The organism is Klebsiella sp. 1SOBk5mer, assembly GCF_046603115.1.
GTDB lineage: Bacteria > Pseudomonadota > Gammaproteobacteria > Enterobacterales > Enterobacteriaceae > Klebsiella > Klebsiella quasipneumoniae.
The window spans coordinates 1-15,573 of record NZ_JBKIUU010000001.1 but is presented as its reverse complement, the minus strand read 5'-3'; the positions used below and the strand labels follow the sequence as shown (position 1 = coordinate 15,573).

13 protein-coding genes and 1 pseudogene are annotated in these 15,573 nt (G+C 55.2%); 7 read left to right on the top strand and 7 right to left on the bottom strand.

What is annotated here, in order from left to right:
* Nucleotides 1-10 precede the first annotated feature (10 nt).
* The 7 genes from hisD to hisIE are packed head-to-tail and all read left to right on the top strand — an operon-like array spanning nucleotide 11 to nucleotide 6,112.
* Nucleotides 11-1,315 carry a histidinol dehydrogenase gene (gene hisD, locus ACLH1U_RS00070; RefSeq protein ID WP_411298968.1) on the top strand — a complete coding sequence of 435 codons (1,305 nt, stop codon included), beginning with the start codon at nucleotides 11-13 and terminating at the stop codon, nucleotides 1,313-1,315.
* Entirely contained in the window at nucleotides 1,312-2,373 is a 1,062-nt protein-coding gene (hisC, locus tag ACLH1U_RS00065; protein WP_411298967.1) for a histidinol-phosphate transaminase, read from the top strand. The genes hisD and hisC overlap by 4 nt, the downstream gene beginning before the upstream one ends.
* Nucleotides 2,370-3,437, top strand: a complete 1,068-nt coding sequence (hisB, locus tag ACLH1U_RS00060; RefSeq protein WP_017899706.1) for a bifunctional histidinol-phosphatase/imidazoleglycerol-phosphate dehydratase HisB — start codon at nucleotides 2,370-2,372, stop codon at nucleotides 3,435-3,437. Before hisC ends, hisB begins: the two co-directional genes overlap by 4 nt.
* On the top strand, nucleotides 3,437-4,027 hold the full coding sequence (gene hisH / locus ACLH1U_RS00055) for an imidazole glycerol phosphate synthase subunit HisH (protein WP_002912227.1): 591 nt from the start codon (nucleotides 3,437-3,439) through the stop codon (nucleotides 4,025-4,027). Before hisB ends, hisH begins: the two co-directional genes overlap by 1 nt.
* A complete protein-coding gene (gene hisA / locus ACLH1U_RS00050) occupies nucleotides 4,027-4,764 on the top strand; it encodes a 1-(5-phosphoribosyl)-5-[(5-phosphoribosylamino)methylideneamino]imidazole-4-carboxamide isomerase (RefSeq protein ID WP_004200373.1) in 738 nt (245 codons plus the stop codon). The genes hisH and hisA overlap by 1 nt, the downstream gene beginning before the upstream one ends.
* Nucleotides 4,746-5,522, top strand: coding sequence for an imidazole glycerol phosphate synthase subunit HisF (gene hisF, locus ACLH1U_RS00045; RefSeq protein ID WP_032453444.1), 777 nt, complete (start codon nucleotides 4,746-4,748; stop codon nucleotides 5,520-5,522). The genes hisA and hisF overlap by 19 nt, the downstream gene beginning before the upstream one ends.
* Nucleotides 5,516-6,112: a bifunctional phosphoribosyl-AMP cyclohydrolase/phosphoribosyl-ATP diphosphatase HisIE gene (gene hisIE, locus ACLH1U_RS00040; protein WP_023290360.1), complete on the top strand. Its 597-nt coding sequence runs from the start codon at nucleotides 5,516-5,518 to the stop codon at nucleotides 6,110-6,112. Before hisF ends, hisIE begins: the two co-directional genes overlap by 7 nt.
* 38 nt (nucleotides 6,113-6,150) lie before the next feature.
* On the opposite strand, the gene wbdC is transcribed toward hisIE, so the two are convergent.
* From wbdC to ACLH1U_RS00005, 7 genes and pseudogenes are all read right to left on the bottom strand, one after another.
* Complete coding sequence (gene wbdC / locus ACLH1U_RS00035; protein ID WP_044524108.1) at nucleotides 6,151-7,266, bottom strand: N-acetyl-alpha-D-glucosaminyl-diphospho-ditrans,octacis-undecaprenol 3-alpha-mannosyltransferase WbdC; 1,116 nt, start codon at nucleotides 7,264-7,266, stop codon at nucleotides 6,151-6,153.
* A gap of 9 nt (nucleotides 7,267-7,275) precedes the next feature.
* A complete protein-coding gene (locus tag ACLH1U_RS00030) occupies nucleotides 7,276-8,421 on the bottom strand; it encodes a glycosyltransferase family 4 protein (RefSeq protein WP_008804110.1) in 1,146 nt (381 codons plus the stop codon).
* 67 nt (nucleotides 8,422-8,488) lie between these two features.
* Nucleotides 8,489-12,130 carry a glycosyltransferase gene (locus ACLH1U_RS00025; protein WP_285202882.1) on the bottom strand — a complete coding sequence of 1,214 codons (3,642 nt, stop codon included), beginning with the start codon at nucleotides 12,128-12,130 and terminating at the stop codon, nucleotides 8,489-8,491.
* Nucleotides 12,131-12,132: 2 nt separating this feature from the next.
* On the bottom strand, nucleotides 12,133-13,410 hold the full coding sequence (locus ACLH1U_RS00020; RefSeq protein WP_411298966.1) for a class I SAM-dependent methyltransferase: 1,278 nt from the start codon (nucleotides 13,408-13,410) through the stop codon (nucleotides 12,133-12,135).
* Nucleotides 13,410-14,624: an O8 family O-antigen export ABC transporter ATP-binding subunit gene (gene wzt / locus ACLH1U_RS00015; RefSeq protein ID WP_064154355.1), complete on the bottom strand. Its 1,215-nt coding sequence runs from the start codon at nucleotides 14,622-14,624 to the stop codon at nucleotides 13,410-13,412. The genes ACLH1U_RS00020 and wzt overlap by 1 nt, the downstream gene beginning before the upstream one ends.
* Nucleotides 14,624-15,418, bottom strand: a complete 795-nt coding sequence (wzm, locus tag ACLH1U_RS00010) for an O8 family O-antigen export ABC transporter permease subunit (RefSeq protein ID WP_008804106.1) — start codon at nucleotides 15,416-15,418, stop codon at nucleotides 14,624-14,626. The genes wzt and wzm overlap by 1 nt, the downstream gene beginning before the upstream one ends.
* Before the next feature lies 1 nt (nucleotide 15,419).
* Nucleotides 15,420-15,573, bottom strand: a pseudogene (locus ACLH1U_RS00005) (phosphomannomutase CpsG); the annotation flags it as partial.

Below are 15,573 nucleotides of genomic sequence, written 5' to 3'. Positions count from 1 at the left end.
GAAAACAATCATGAGCTTCAACACAATCATCGACTGGAACGGCTGTAGCGCAGACCAACAGCAACAACTCTTAACGCGCCCGGCGATTTCCGCCTCCGACAGCATCAGTAAAACGGTGGCGGCGATCCTCGATAACGTCAAAGCCAACGGCGACGCGGCGCTGCGCGAATACAGCGCGAAGTTTGATAAAACCACCGTCGCCGCGCTGCAGATGAGCGAGGCGGAGATCGCCGCCGCCGGCGAGCGCCTCAGCGACGAGCTGAAGCAGGCGATGGCGGTGGCGGTGCAAAACATCGAGACCTTCCACAACGCGCAACAGCTGCAGGCGGTGGATGTCGAAACGCTGCCGGGGGTGCGCTGCCAGCAGGTCACCCGCCCTATCGCCTCCGTCGGGCTGTATATTCCGGGCGGCTCGGCGCCGCTGTTCTCCACCGTACTGATGCTGGCGACGCCGGCGCGCATCGCCGGCTGTCAGCAGGTGGTGCTCTGCTCGCCGCCGCCGATCGCCGATGAGATCCTCTACGCCGCGCAGCTGTGCGGCGTGAAAACCATCTTTAACGTCGGCGGCGCGCAGGCCATCGCCGCCCTCGCCCTCGGTACCGAGTCGGTGCCGAAGGTGGATAAAATCTTTGGCCCGGGTAACGCTTACGTCACGGAAGCCAAACGCCAGGTCAGCCAGCGTCTGGACGGCGCGGCCATCGACATGCCGGCCGGCCCGTCGGAAGTGCTGGTGATCGCCGACAGCGGCGCCAACCCGGACTTTGTCGCCTCTGACCTGCTGTCCCAGGCGGAACACGGCCCGGACTCGCAGGTGATCCTCCTGACCCCGGACGCCGACCTCGGCAGCCGCGTCGCCGAGGCCGTGGAGCGCCAGCTGGCCGCCCTGCCTCGCGCCGAAACCGCCCGCGTGGCGCTCTCCGCCAGCCGGATCATCGTGGCCCGCGACCTGGCGCAGTGCGTGGCTATCTCCAACCAGTACGGCCCGGAGCACCTGATCATTCAGACCCGCCAGGCCCGTGAGCTGGTGGACAGCATCACCAGCGCCGGTTCGGTTTTTCTTGGCGACTGGTCGCCGGAATCCGCGGGCGACTACGCCTCGGGCACCAACCACGTCCTGCCGACCTATGGCTATACCGCCACCTGTTCGAGCCTCGGCCTGGCCGACTTCCAGAAGCGGATGACCGTGCAGGAGCTGTCGCGCGACGGCTTTGCCGCCCTCGCTTCGACGATTGAGATTCTGGCCGCCGCCGAGCGCCTTGACGCCCACAAAAACGCCGTAACGCTGCGCGTTGCCGCCCTGAAGGAGCAAGCATGAGCATTGAAGATTTAGCCCGCGCCAACGTCCGCGCGCTGACCCCGTATCAATCCGCTCGCCGCCTGGGCGGGAAAGGCGACGTCTGGCTGAACGCTAACGAATTCCCCACCGCCGTGGCCTTCCAGCTGACCGAGCAGACGCTGAACCGCTACCCGGAGCCGCAGCCGAAGGCGGTGATTGAGAACTACGCCCGCTACGCCGGGGTTAAACCGGAGCAGGTGCTGGTCAGCCGCGGCGCCGACGAAGGCATTGAGCTGCTGATCCGCGCCTTCTGCGAGCCAGGCGAAGACGCGGTGCTCTACTGCCCGCCCACCTACGGCATGTACAGCGTCAGCGCCGAGACCATCGGCGTCGAATGCCGCACCGTGCCGACGCTGGCCGACTGGCAGCTCGACCTGCCGGGCATTGAGGCAAAGCTGGACGGGGTGAAAGTGGTCTTCGTCTGCAGCCCGAACAACCCGACCGGGCAGATTATCGACCCGCAGTCGATGCGCGACCTGCTGGAGATGACCCGCGGCAAAGCCATCGTGGTGGCCGACGAAGCCTATATTGAATTCTGCCCGCAGGCGACGCTCGCCGGCTGGCTCAGCGACTACCCGCACCTGGTGGTGCTGCGCACGCTGTCCAAAGCCTTTGCCCTCGCCGGCCTGCGCTGCGGCTTCACCCTCGCCAACGCCGAGGTGATTAACGTGCTGCTGAAAGTGATCGCGCCGTACCCGCTCTCCACGCCGGTGGCCGATATCGCCGCCCAGGCGCTGAGCGCGGAAGGGATCGCCGCGATGCGTCAGCGCGTGGCGAAGACCCTCGACGAGCGCCGCTACCTGGTGGAACAGCTGCGCGGCATCGCCTGCGTGGAGCAGATCTTCGATTCCGAGACCAACTACGTCCTGGCGCGAATAACCGCCTCCAGCGCAGTGTTTAAATCTTTGTGGGATCAGGGCATTATCTTACGTGACCAGAATAAACAACCTTCATTGAGCGGCTGTTTGCGTATCACTATCGGTACCCGTGCCGAGAGCCAGCGCGTGATTGACGCCTTGACTGCGGAGAAAGTATGACCCAGAAGTATCTCTTTATTGACCGTGACGGCACCCTGATTTCCGAACCGCCGGTAGATTTCCAGGTGGACCGTTTCGACAAGCTGGCGTTTGAGCCGCAGGTGATCCCGGCGCTGCTGAAGCTGCAGCAGGAAGGCTATAAGCTGGTGATGATCACCAACCAGGACGGTCTGGGTACCGACAGCCTGCCGCAGGAGGCGTTTGATGGCCCACACAACCTGATGATGCAGATCTTCGCCTCGCAGGGCGTTAACTTTGAGGAAGTGCTGATTTGTCCGCACTTCCCGGGCGACAACTGCGCCTGCCGCAAGCCGAAAACCCAGCTGGTACTGCCGTGGCTGGAAGAAGGCGTGCTGGATAAAGCCCACAGCTACGTGATTGGCGACCGTGCCACCGACCTTGAGCTGGCGGATAACATGGGGATTATCGGTCTGCGCTATGACCGCGAGACCCTGAACTGGCCGACCATCTGCGAGCAGCTGACCCGCCGCGACCGCTATGCCCACGTCGAGCGCATCACCAAAGAGACCCAGGTGGATGTGAAAGTGTGGCTGGACCGCGAAGGCGGCAGCAAGATCCACACCGGCGTCGGCTTTTTTGACCATATGCTCGACCAAATCGCCACCCATGGCGGCTTCCGCATGGAGGTCAACGTCGGCGGCGATCTGTACATCGACGATCACCACACGGTGGAAGATACCGGCCTGGCCCTCGGCGAAGCCCTGAAGCTGGCGCTCGGCGACAAGCGCGGCATCAACCGCTTCGGCTTCGTGCTGCCGATGGACGAGTGTCTCGCCCGCTGCGCGCTGGATATCTCCGGCCGTCCGCACCTGGAGTATAAGGCGGACTTCACCTACCAGCGCGTCGGCGATCTGAGCACCGAGATGGTGGAACACTTCTTCCGCTCGCTCTCTTACACTATGGCGGTGACGCTGCACCTGAAAACCAAGGGCAAGAACGATCACCACCGCGTGGAGAGCCTGTTCAAAGCCTTTGGCCGTACGCTGCGCCAGGCGATCCGCGTCCAGGGCGATGCCCTGCCGTCTTCCAAAGGGGTGCTGTAATGAATGTGGTGATCCTTGATACCGGGTGCGCCAACCTCAATTCGGTGAAATCGGCGATTGGCCGCCACGGCTATGAGCCGGTGGTCAGCCGCGACCCGGAGGTGGTATTGCGTGCCGATAAACTGTTTCTTCCGGGCGTCGGCACCGCCCAGGCGGCGATGGACCAGCTGCGCGACCGCGAGCTGATCGACCTGATCAAAGCCTGTACCCAGCCGGTGCTGGGTATCTGCCTGGGCATGCAGCTGCTCGGCAAGCGCAGCGAAGAGAACAACGGCGTCGATCTGCTGGGTATTATCGAGGAAGAGGTGCCGAAGATGACCGACCACGGCCTGCCGCTGCCGCACATGGGCTGGAACCGGGTGTATGCCAAAGCGGGCGATCGTCTGTTCCGCGGCATTGAAGAAGGCGCGTATTTCTACTTCGTCCACAGCTACGCCATGCCGGTCAACCCGTACACCATCGCCCAGTGCAATTACGGCGAGGCGTTTACCGCCGCGGTGCAGAAAGATAACTTCTTTGGCGTGCAGTTCCACCCGGAGCGCTCCGGGAGCGCCGGGGCGCAGCTGCTGAAAAACTTCCTGGAGATGTGATGATTATTCCTGCGTTAGATTTAATCGACGGCACCGTCGTTCGTCTCCACCAGGGCGATTACGGCCAGCAGCGCGACTACGGCAGCGATCCGCTGCCGCGCCTGCAGTCCTATGCCGCTCAGGGGGCGGAAGTCCTGCACCTGGTCGACCTGACCGGGGCGAAGGATCCGGCGAAGCGCCAGATCCCGCTGCTGAAATCGCTGGTCGCCGGCGTTGACGTCCCGGTGCAGGTCGGCGGCGGCGTGCGGACCGAGGCGGATGTCGCGGCCCTGCTTGAAGCCGGCGTCGCCCGCGTGGTGGTCGGCTCCACCGCGGTGAAATCCCCGGAGGAAGTGAAAGGCTGGTTTAAACGCTTTGGCCCTGAACGACTGGTGCTGGCGCTCGACGTGCGTATCGACGCCGACGGCAATAAGCAGGTGGCGGTCAGCGGCTGGCAGGAGAACTCCGGCGTGACCCTGGAGGAGCTGGTGGAGAGCTATCTGCCGGTCGGCCTGCAGCATGTGCTGTGCACCGATATCTCCCGTGACGGCACGCTGGCGGGCTCCAACGTCTCGCTGTATGAGGAAGTCTGCGCCCGCTACCCGCAGGTGGCGTTTCAGTCATCCGGCGGCATCGGCGATCTCAATGATATTGCCGCCCTGCGCGGCACCGGGGTGCGCGGCGTGATTGTCGGTCGCGCGCTGCTGGAAGGTAAATTCAACGTAACGGAGGCCATTCAATGCTGGCAAAACGGATAATCCCCTGCCTCGACGTCCGCGACGGCCAGGTAGTGAAAGGCGTGCAGTTCCGTAATCACGAGATCATCGGCGATATCGTCCCGCTGGCCAAGCGCTATGCCGACGAAGGCGCCGACGAGCTGGTGTTCTATGATATCACCGCCTCCAGCGACGGCCGGGTGGTCGACAAGAGCTGGGTGTCGCGGGTGGCGGAAGTGATTGATATTCCTTTCTGCGTGGCGGGCGGGATCAAGTCGCTGGAAGACGCGGCGCAGATCCTCTCCTTTGGCGCCGATAAGATCTCGATTAACTCCCCTGCCCTCGCCGACCCGACGCTGATCACCCGCCTTGCCGACCGCTTTGGCGTGCAGTGCATTGTGGTGGGGATTGATACCTGGTTTGATGCAGAGACCGGCAAATATCACGTCAATCAGTACACCGGCGACGAGAGCCGCACCCGGGTGACGCAGTGGGAAACCCTCGACTGGGTGGAGGAAGTGCAGAAGCGCGGCGCGGGCGAGATCGTCCTCAATATGATGAACCAGGACGGGGTGCGCAACGGCTACGATCTGCAGCAGCTGGCGAAGGTTCGCGCGGTGTGTCATGTGCCGCTGATCGCCTCCGGCGGCGCGGGCACCATGGAACACTTCCTCGAAGCCTTCCGCGACGCCAACGTTGACGGCGCGCTGGCGGCCTCGGTATTCCACAAACAGATTATTAATATTGGCGAACTGAAAGCGTACCTGGCGGCACAGGGCGTGGAGATAAGGGTATGTTGACTGAACAGCTGGACTGGGAAAAAACGGACGGCATGATGCCGGCCATCGTGCAGCACGCCGTATCCGGCGAAGTGCTGATGCTGGGCTACATGAACAAGGAGGCGCTGGAGAAAACCGAAGCCACCGGCAAGGTCACCTTTTACTCACGCACCAAACAGCGGCTGTGGACCAAGGGTGAAACCTCGGGCCATGTCCTCAACGTAGTGAGCATCACGCCGGACTGCGACAACGATACGCTGCTGGTGCTGGTGAATCCGATCGGGCCGACCTGCCACAAAGGCACCACCAGCTGCTTCGGCGACGCCGGCCACCAGTGGCTGTTCCTCTATCAGCTGGAGCAGCTGCTGGCCGAGCGTAAGCACGCCGACCCGGAGAGCTCCTACACGGCGAAGCTGTATGCCAGCGGCACCAAGCGTATTGCGCAGAAAGTGGGCGAAGAAGGCGTGGAGACCGCGCTGGCCGCCACGGTGAACGACCGCTTCGAGCTGAAGAATGAGGCGTCGGATTTGATGTATCACCTGCTGGTGCTGCTGCAGGACCAGGGGCTGGATCTCGGGGAAGTGATTGATAATCTGAAAAGTCGGCACTAACGCGTTGACCCCCGCCGCAACGGCGGGGGTAGCTGGCCTCAGGATTTGCTTTCCAGCAGCGTAGTGTAGAGATTGACGTAAGCGTCAATCATATGGTCGGCAGTAAACATCTCTTCAAAACGACGACGCGAGTTTTCGCCATAGCGGCTGGCGGTTTCATCGTTATGCCAGAGCTCATTCATCGCCTCCACCAGCGCCTGGCTGTCATTCGGCGGGATCACGCAGCCATTCACTTTGTCCTGGTTAATGAACGAGGTCCCGGTGCCGATCTCGCAGGAGATCAGCGGCCTGGCGAAGCGCGCGCCTTCCAGTAACGTAATGCCAAACGCCTCGGAGCGCAGATGCGAGGGGAAGACCACGCCACGGCAGAGCTGGAAGAGAATGTATTTATCTTCGTCGTTGAGCATGCCGGTAAATACCACATTGCTCAGCCCGCGCTGCTGCGCTTCACGACGCACTTCCGCCTCCAGCGGCCCGCCCCCGACGATCACCACCGGCAGCCGGCTACGCTCGGCGGCATCCAGCAGAATGTGCAACCCTTTGTAGTAGCGGAAAGCGCCGACGAAGAGGAAGAAGTTATCGCCGACGGTTTCCCGCCAGTGCGCCACCCGCTGCGGATCGTGCTGCACGTCGTGCTGCTCCAGACCAAACGGGATCACCACGGTTTTATCCTGATATTTTTTCAGGGTCTGGCTGGAGGCCACGTAGTTGGGAGACGAGGCGACAATGCAGTCTACGCTGGCGAGGAATCGCTCCTGCAGCGGCTGGTACAGCTTCATCAACCGTTTTTGTTTCACAATATCAGAGTGATAGGTCACCACCGTTCTGGCGTCAGGCCGCGCCGAGAGATGCAACATGTCCATGAATGGAAACGGAAAATGGTAGTTGATGATGTCGTAATCATCTTTAATCTGCTTAAAACGCTTTAACGCTCTCAGCGAAAACGGCGTGGAGGCAATTTCAAAAAGCTGCTTATTATAAATGACCCGATGGTCTTCGTAGGCGACAGGTCCTGTCTCTTTGTCCGGGCTAAAAGTAAATACATCGGCTGCGATTCCCCGGCGGGCGCAGCCCTGACTGAGCTGATAAATGACCTGCTCAATACCGCCGTAGGTATCGGGATAGTAGGTCTTATAGACGTGTAGAACTCTCAACTGACACCCTTAGAGTAATTTATAGGCGTTAATGGTCTGGGTCGTACAGTTCTCCCACGAAAACTGTTTCGCCTGGGCAAGACCGCGCGCGGTGGCGATTTCCCGCCAGCTATCATCCTGCAGGCTCTGCAAAATATGCGCGCTAATCGCGTCTACATCATTAGGATCGGCAACGAGGCCGGCATCGCCAACCACCTCAGGCAAAGAAGTGACATTGGAACATACTACCGGCACACCGCAAGACATCGCTTCAAGAATAGGTAAACCGAATCCCTCATAGAAGGAGGGATAAACAAAGGTTCTGGCCGCCGCGTACAGATAAGGCAGGTCTTCATCCGGGACATAGCCCAGGTAACGGATCCACCCTTCCCGCGTACCGCGCTCGACTAACTGCCACAGCACATCGTCTTCCCAGCCGCGATAACCGCTGAGGATCAGCGGGTAGCGCATGCGGGTCTCCATCGGCAGCAGCTGATAGGCCTGCAGCAAACCGCGGATATTTTTACGCGGCTCCATGGTGCCGATATACAACGCGTAGCCCTGCCACGCCAGCTGATATTTCTGCAGGACCGGCAGGCACTCCGCCGGGCTGCGCGGAATATAGTCGCTGCTGCAGGCCAGCTTGGTGGTGACGATCCGATCCGCCGGATAGTTGAACAGGCGGATGATTTCACTGCGCGAGAAGTCAGAGACGGTCAGGATCAGCTTTGCCGAATCCAGGCTCTCGTGCAGGGACTTCTCCATATAGCGAACCCGATCTTTTGGATGATATTCCGGGCAGGTAAAAATGGAGATGTCATGAAACGTGGTCACGGCGCGTTCCAGGCGATGCGGCAGATAAAAATTGGGACCATGGTAGATGTAATCTTTATAGTCGCGCAATGCCCATGCCTGGCGCCGCGGGTGCAGCAGGCGATACGCCTCAATCAGCAGCGGCTGGCGGCGCAGAAACGCTGACAGACGACCATGATTGCTGGCTTTGGTATCGCTTTTATTCTCAACCTGGGGGATCTGATCGATAAACGACGCGCCGTGAAACAGCTTCAGCTCTTCGATTTCGCGAGCGACCGCCAGCCGCTTAACCAGCTCCAGGGAATACCGACCGATGCCCGTTAATGGGTATTTAATTGGCTCAGTAGCAAAAATAATTTTCATAATAAATGACACATCATCATCTAGCTCCCCTTGTATTCAAAGGCAAAAAATACAAGGGGGAATATTTTTATTTAAAATATTTAGCTTTAGCTAAGCCTTGACACATATTAACCAGGCGACGTGAAACAGCATGATAATCATGTTGTTCCCGCCATGCATCGGCACGTTGTTGAGTCCTGGTCGCCCAGGCATCCTGTTCACGGATGGCATTCAGGATCCGGTCAATCCCCTGACTGATATCATCGACGCTGCATCCATCAAATTTAAAGACTGCATCGTCCAAGTCATCAAATATCGCCAGAGGCGTTACCGCGACAGGTTTTTGCGTCGCCATACCATAACGTACCGCCCCGCTAGCTGACTCCCCGGTATTTTGATAAGCAAAAATCAGAAGATCGGCTTCTGAGAGCAGCCGCAAACTTTCCGCATCCGGAAGGAAATCATTATGCATCTCAATGAGGTCGGTAACACCTAACCGCTGAGCTGCCGATTTAAGCTCTGCCACCAGATCGCGTGACTCTCCAACCGGATACTCCGCGTTAACCAGTCGTAAACGAACCGGCTTGCCGGCTTGCTTGAGACGATGGACGGATTCGACCAGCTCCATCAGGCCCTTATGCGGTAAGCAGAAGCCATAGCTCGCAATTAACGGTAAAGCCTGCGGTTGACGCGCGACGCTCGCTGCGGAGTAGTTGATTACGCCGTGCGGGAATAAAGCAACATTCTCAGTTAAGCCTAAATCTTTAAGGCGGTTCATATCGGCAATCGAATGCACCAACAACCGGTCGCAAAGCGCCAGCGCCTCCGCCATTTCGGCAAGCCGGAAATTCCAGGTCGGCTCTTTTTCCAGCGGATCCACAGTTGAGTGCATCGTCATGACAACTGAACGACCGGCGTCATGCTGGCGACGAATAAAGGCCGACAGTTCGCGATGATTAAAGAATCCATAATTGAACTGGATCACGATGACATTGAGTCGCAGAGCATCAATTTGTGGCTGGAGGTTTTCCAGATAGTTGCTCTCTTTACCTACAATCCAGTTGCGCAGTACAAACTCTTCGTCTGCACATACAAGATCTTCAGCACTGACCTGGGGAGCAAAAACAACATCCGCGCCATGCGGTGCACTCTCCACCAGATGCTGGGAATAGGTTGCGATTCCACATTTTGTGTTCCATGTTGTCAACCAGCCAATGCGCGCCCGATGCTGAGCAATATCAATATGCGCACGCAGAGTCTTGACCGCCTGACAAGAACGATCGGCCACTGCTTTCCAGGTAAACTGCTTCAGAATAAGCTCGCGCCCAGAATCGGCCATGCCACGCAGCACTGATTTATCCATCGAGGCTGCCGCTTTTAACGCATCCGTTAAGTTGTCAATGTCCACACTGGCCCAGGTTGAGGAAAACAGACCAAAGTGCGTTTTTACCCGGGTAAACTGATAATCAACCAGCCATGAATTTTGTGAATTAACAAAATCAAGTTGCCCGCTCCAGTTGGTGACGATGGCCGGTAGCCCACTCAGCATTGCTTCAGCGATAGGTAAGCCAAAGCCTTCGGCGCAACCTGGAGCAACCAGAACATCGCAGCTTTCATAAAGCCCCTTAAGCTGGCTGGCAGACATATCCTCTTTGATCACTTCAACTTTGGGATATTCCGCGAATTGAGCCTGAGCGTGAGCCAGCCATGCGTCAATTTCATTATGCGGATTGTTAAACGTCTTAATGATCAAGATGACATTGTCACGACGAGTGAATGCCCTCCCCCAGGCCTGGAGCATTGCCTGTACCCCTTTGCGTGGGAAACAAGAAGAGACATGGAGGAAACGGAAGGTTCCGTCATCCACATTTTTTGTCGTTTCGGCTGGGGTATTGAGCCAATGGTCGCAGCCATTGCCAACAACGAATGCGGGCACATTCAGCCCGTTATCAATCAATACTTTCCGAACATGTTCCGAAGTACACAGCACTCCGTCAAGTTCCCGGTTAAATTCATTGATCCATGGTTGTGGAAAGCCCGTTTCTTCCCAGGCATAACAGTGAAGGAGTTTTACTTTGGCATCCATTTCGGAAACCCGCGGTGGATAGATATTTCTGCTAAGAATATCTATCTTTTCGTTACTCTTGCGAGTACGGCATTGATTATAAAATGCCAAGAGATCGCTATTTTCCGGCTGTGCCATAAACGAGGCATCCGGCGCAAAATCACCCGGTCCTTCAGTGGAGTGCAATAACACCTCTACGCCATCGGCTGAGAGTGCCCGGGCAAATTCCCGGTTGACCAGCGCCAGACTATATGAGCTATCGAATGGACCTTCCACTCGCCAGGTCAGCGCCTTATCGTCAATTTGATAAAGTTCTGCCGTCTTCAGATTGTAATCAATGGCCGTTGCGCACAAGCGTAGATCGCGCTCATCTGGTTGCCCATGAGAGATAGCAAGGATCTTCTGAATCAATGCCTCAGGCAAAGCCTGCGCGATGCCGGAGTCTTCTGTCGCAATCTTCTCGAAAGCTTCCAGAGCAGTCACCGCTGCTTTATCCCAAGAGAAATTACGCGCTTGCTGCTGCGCCATTTCTTTCAGATGCGCCAGGAATACATTATCAGTCAAACATTGCGCGATCTTATCCCGAATGGAAGAAACAGAATACGGGTCGAATAATGCTTCAGGATTACCGATGACTTCAGGAATACTGGTGACATTTGAGCCAATGGCCGGCGCACCGCACGACATTGCTTCCAGAACAGGTAGCCCAAAACCTTCATGTAGCGAAGCAAAGATGAACAGTTTACACAGGCGATAGAGCTGGATCAGCTCATGTTCCGGCACATAACCAGTCAGTACCAGTTCGCCCTGCTGTAAACCATTACCTGACGCCAGGGATTCCAGATACTGACGATCACCAATGGAAAGCTTACTGACGATAACCAGTTGATGAGTGCGACGTAAGGCATCACTGAGCCCGGCATAAGCCTCAATTAACCGCTTAAAGTTTTTCCTTGAGTCAAATCCTCCAGGCGCATACAACACGAACTCGCGCTGAATACCGTAATGGCCAAGGACCGTCTCTTTTTCGCTCGTAGTCACCTCCGCCATACAAAACTGAGGATCGGCTGCGGCTGCAATATTCTGTACATGATCGCCCTGCAAATGCAGATGCTCGATCGCTTCCTGGGCAGTATACGCAGAGTTGGTCAATAAAAGGTCAGCGTTTTTTAACCATTCAACTTTCTGTAAATAGTAGGGTTTGAATACATCGTCCAGGAGATAGGTCTCCGCCTGCACCAGGGGGATAAGATCGTGGTGCAGTACGGCTACTTTATACTGCCGACTAAATTTGTGTACCGATGTGGCCGCATCGTCGACATGACCTTCAAATAAGCTCGTAATGAAAACGACATCTGGACGCAATGATTCAAGAAAAGCTTCCCGAATCAGTTCCGCACTCTCCCGACGCCATTCATTACCTTGGTCCATCGCACGCACCGGGCCTGCGGCATGCCAGACGACTATATTTTCAGCCGGCAGGAGATCGGCAAAATGCGCCTTAACATCCGCAATCGACTCATACAGCATGGCCGATAGCGCGATGAAAATATCATGCTGGCTGTTATTTCTGATTATGGCTCTGGCGATTGCGATACTATAACGACCGATGCCACGAAAGCGGCTTTCGGTCTGCGCGCCTTGTAAATCAATGACAATACGCATCGTTATTTCTCCGTATTTTTATTTTTTAATTCGTTATAAATACTCAACGAGCGACTTGTCATTTCTTCAGTACCCACATCATATCTTCTGGACTGCATCATCATCGTGTCAGAGTGCACCAGCATGACACGCTGGAACAAGCGTTGTAGCAGTGTGTAGCAGCCAGTTTTTCTCAGAAACTTAAACAGATAAACCTTAGACTTAGGATAGCGGTGGAAAAAGACCAGCGAGAGCGCCATCCCTTTGCGCAGTATTTTTTTCGCCGCCCTACGGGCTCTCACCTTTGCCCCTTCCTGACGTAATAATTGACGTTGCAAAGACAGCCAGCGTAGTGGTTGAGTGATACGCCATGAACGACTGTTATGTAAGTCCGCCATTTGCTGATGAAGCTGATGATTCTGACCGATGACATGATTCAGTTCGTCAACCTGACCTTGCAACGTCTGAATAGTCTCCGACATTTTGCTTATCTGACGCGTATAGGTACGGTTTAACGTCTCCAGCTGTGAGGCAAAGGACGAAAACTGTTGGCGCAAAATCGCATCGTAACGGTTGCTCAGGGCATCTAGCGTCAGGCCGTACTGTTGGGTAAACAGGGGTTCAAAGCGTTCAAGAATATCTTCAGGCGCGGCTTTCTGAGCAATGATGCTGTAGTCTGGGCTAACCCCTTTTAGTACATCGATCAAATTGACGGCAGCATCCGGGGATTTAAGAGCCTCTTTTTCCTGCAGACGAACAGTAATTGCCCGGTTAAAACCATAATGAATAGGTAAAAACTCAAGCAGTGGTGGCGGCAGAGGGTGATTATGCGTTGGATCCATATAAAATGAACAGGTCCCGACGCTCACATTCTCAGGATTCGGCGTTTCGAGGATCAGCAAACCGCCAGGTTTCAGCACCCGCAAGGTATGCATGACGAGCTGCTGCAGTACCTCAAAAGGTAAATGCTCAGCAATATGAAAACCAGTCAACGCTATCAGGCTCTGATCCGCCTGATTTTGCAGAAACTGCAGACAATCCATTTTCTGCACGTTCAGTCCGGCTTCCTTGGCGCGCGCCAGCATGCCATCATCGAGATCGACGCCGATGTTCGCAATGCCATTTTCCGTCAGGATCTCCAGCCATTCGCCACGCCCGCAACCAATGTCCGCAATCACGCCATCAGGATAAATTTCCTTCAGACGTGACAGAAAAGGTAAATAAAAACTCAGGCGGCTCTTGATATCTTCAACCGAACCTCTGTGTCGTTCTTCAAATGAACGATAAAACGACGAACCCATTAAGAAATCTCCAGTTCAGGTGGCAACCAGGACACGCCGACAAACTCTTGTTGTTCCGTGTTAACGACGTTGAATACCACGGCCAGATCGCGCCATTCATAGTTTTTGCCGAGGTGCGTACTGGAAGTATGCAACGCGACAGCGACAGAATAGGAGCCAACCCCCAATCTCGCATCGAAAGAGAATAAGAACGAGCGCTTTTCTCCTTTTTTCAGGGAGGTGAGTGTCTGTTTAAGATGATGCGTATTGGTCCCAAAAATCGGCTGCCCTAGTCGATCCTTAATCATATATCCGACGACTAGCTCAGGAATATCGTCCTTGACCTCAACGTTGACCTGCAAGCTAACACGATGTCCAACTGAGGCAAATTCAGTCACACTGCCCTGTTCATCGAGAAGATGAACCTCAGCGATAGTCACTTCACCAGTGCCTGAAACAGTTTGCGTTTTACCATTGTGCTCAACTTGTTTAATGGACTGATTTTGCTTATCGGCCAGAAGCGCATTGTAATAATCCATCACTGCTTCCGGCTCGCCTTCCATCTCAATGTGGCCTTTATTCAACAAAATGGCCCGGTCACAAATGCTTTGGATCGCCTGTTTATCGTGGGATACCAGCAACAACGTGGTCCCTTCCTGACGAAATTTGCGGATACGCTCAAAGCTTTTATGCTGGAAATAAGCATCCCCAACGGATAACGCTTCATCAATAATCAGCACATCAGGGCGGATAGCGGTCGCTACGCTAAAAGCTAATCGAACCTGCATACCACTGGAATAGACGCGCACAGGTTGATCGATATAGTCCCCAATCTCCGCAAATTCTTCAATTTGCGGCATCAACTCAGTAATTTTCTCTGAGGATAACCCCAGCAGTTGCCCAGACATATAGACGTTCTGTCGGCCAGTGAAATCAGAATGAAACCCCATACCCAGTTCGAGTAATGCAGCGACACGGCCTGAGATTTCAATCTCTCCAGTCGTTGGTCTGGACGTACCGGTAATGAGTTTAAGCAGGGTACTCTTGCCCGCACCGTTGATACCAATAATACCAACCGCCTCTCCCGGAGCGACTTCGAAATTAATGTCGCTGAGGATCCATTTAAGATTATGGCGTTTAGTATTCAGAGGGGATAACCATTCGATCAGTCTCCCGGTCTTTGAGTGATACTGGCGATATGCCTTACCGACATTCTTTACTCTGATGTAACTCATTATAATTCATCCACCATATCCGCCGCATGCTTGCGGAACATCCTGAAACCGATGACGCAGAAAATAATGGCAAGAGCCAATACTGGCCATAGCGAATACCAGTTGGGCGCCTGATGGTAGGCGAAGATGGACTGATAAGATTGCATCACCCGCGTCATTGGGTTATAGAGCAGCAGATTTTTTGCCCATGCTGGTAATGAATTCAGTACGTAAACAATGGGAGTGAACCAAAACCAAAATTGCAGTGCAACCCCAACCAGTTGCCCCACATCCCGGAAAAAGACGTTCATCACACCGAGGATCATACCCAGCCCACCGGCAAACAGGATCTGCAAAAGCAGAACCGGTATCACCGAGAAAAACAGCCAGCCAGGGAAGTTACCTGTGACAATGATAAAAATAAGGAACAGGCTGAAGATAATCGCAAAATTAAGCACTGCCGATAATGTCACGATGATCGGCAGACAAATTTTCGGAAAACTCAGCTTTTTGATCAGATTGGCATTGTTAATAAATACGCTCTGCCCTTTATCCAGCATCTCTGTAAATAATCCCCAGGTCAGCACCCCGGAGCAGAGATAAATACTGTAGGCAAACGGCCCGGTATTATCGGGCATTCTGGCTTTCATCACCTCGGAAAAAACCAGAGTATAGACCAGAATCATAGAGAGCGGTTGTAAAACGAGCCATAGTGCGCCCAGCATACTGGTTTGATAGCGTGCCTGAAAATCACGCTTAACACTGCTCCAGATAAATCCCCGATAACGATAAATCGTCGTAAGTAAATCTCTCACCTTATTCCCCGCTTAACAGGTGTAACAGCTCGGTCGTTTTCTCGTTCATCAACGCCGTATCCGCTCTGGACTCAACGTTCAGGCGCACCACCGGCTCCGTGTTGGATGTGCGCAGGTTAAAGCGCCACTCAGGGTATTCAATACTGATACCGTCC

Excerpts from the sequence above, each read along its gene's own strand:
- hisD (WP_411298968.1), top strand. The coding sequence starts at position 11 with ATGAGCTTCAACACAATCATCGACTGGAACGGCTGTAGCGCAGACCAA.
- hisC (WP_411298967.1), top strand. The coding sequence starts at position 1,312 with ATGAGCATTGAAGATTTAGCCCGCGCCAACGTCCGCGCGCTGACCCCG.
- hisB (WP_017899706.1), top strand. The coding sequence starts at position 2,370 with ATGACCCAGAAGTATCTCTTTATTGACCGTGACGGCACCCTGATTTCC.
- hisH (WP_002912227.1), top strand. The coding sequence starts at position 3,437 with ATGAATGTGGTGATCCTTGATACCGGGTGCGCCAACCTCAATTCGGTG.
- hisA (WP_004200373.1), top strand. The coding sequence starts at position 4,027 with ATGATTATTCCTGCGTTAGATTTAATCGACGGCACCGTCGTTCGTCTC.
- hisF (WP_032453444.1), top strand. The coding sequence starts at position 4,746 with ATGCTGGCAAAACGGATAATCCCCTGCCTCGACGTCCGCGACGGCCAG.
- hisIE (WP_023290360.1), top strand. The coding sequence starts at position 5,516 with ATGTTGACTGAACAGCTGGACTGGGAAAAAACGGACGGCATGATGCCG.
- ACLH1U_RS00030 (WP_008804110.1), bottom strand. The coding sequence starts at position 8,421 with ATGAAAATTATTTTTGCTACTGAGCCAATTAAATACCCATTAACGGGC.
- ACLH1U_RS00025 (WP_285202882.1), bottom strand. The coding sequence starts at position 12,130 with ATGCGTATTGTCATTGATTTACAAGGCGCGCAGACCGAAAGCCGCTTT.
- ACLH1U_RS00020 (WP_411298966.1), bottom strand. The coding sequence starts at position 13,410 with ATGGGTTCGTCGTTTTATCGTTCATTTGAAGAACGACACAGAGGTTCG.
- wzt (WP_064154355.1), bottom strand. The coding sequence starts at position 14,624 with ATGAGTTACATCAGAGTAAAGAATGTCGGTAAGGCATATCGCCAGTAT.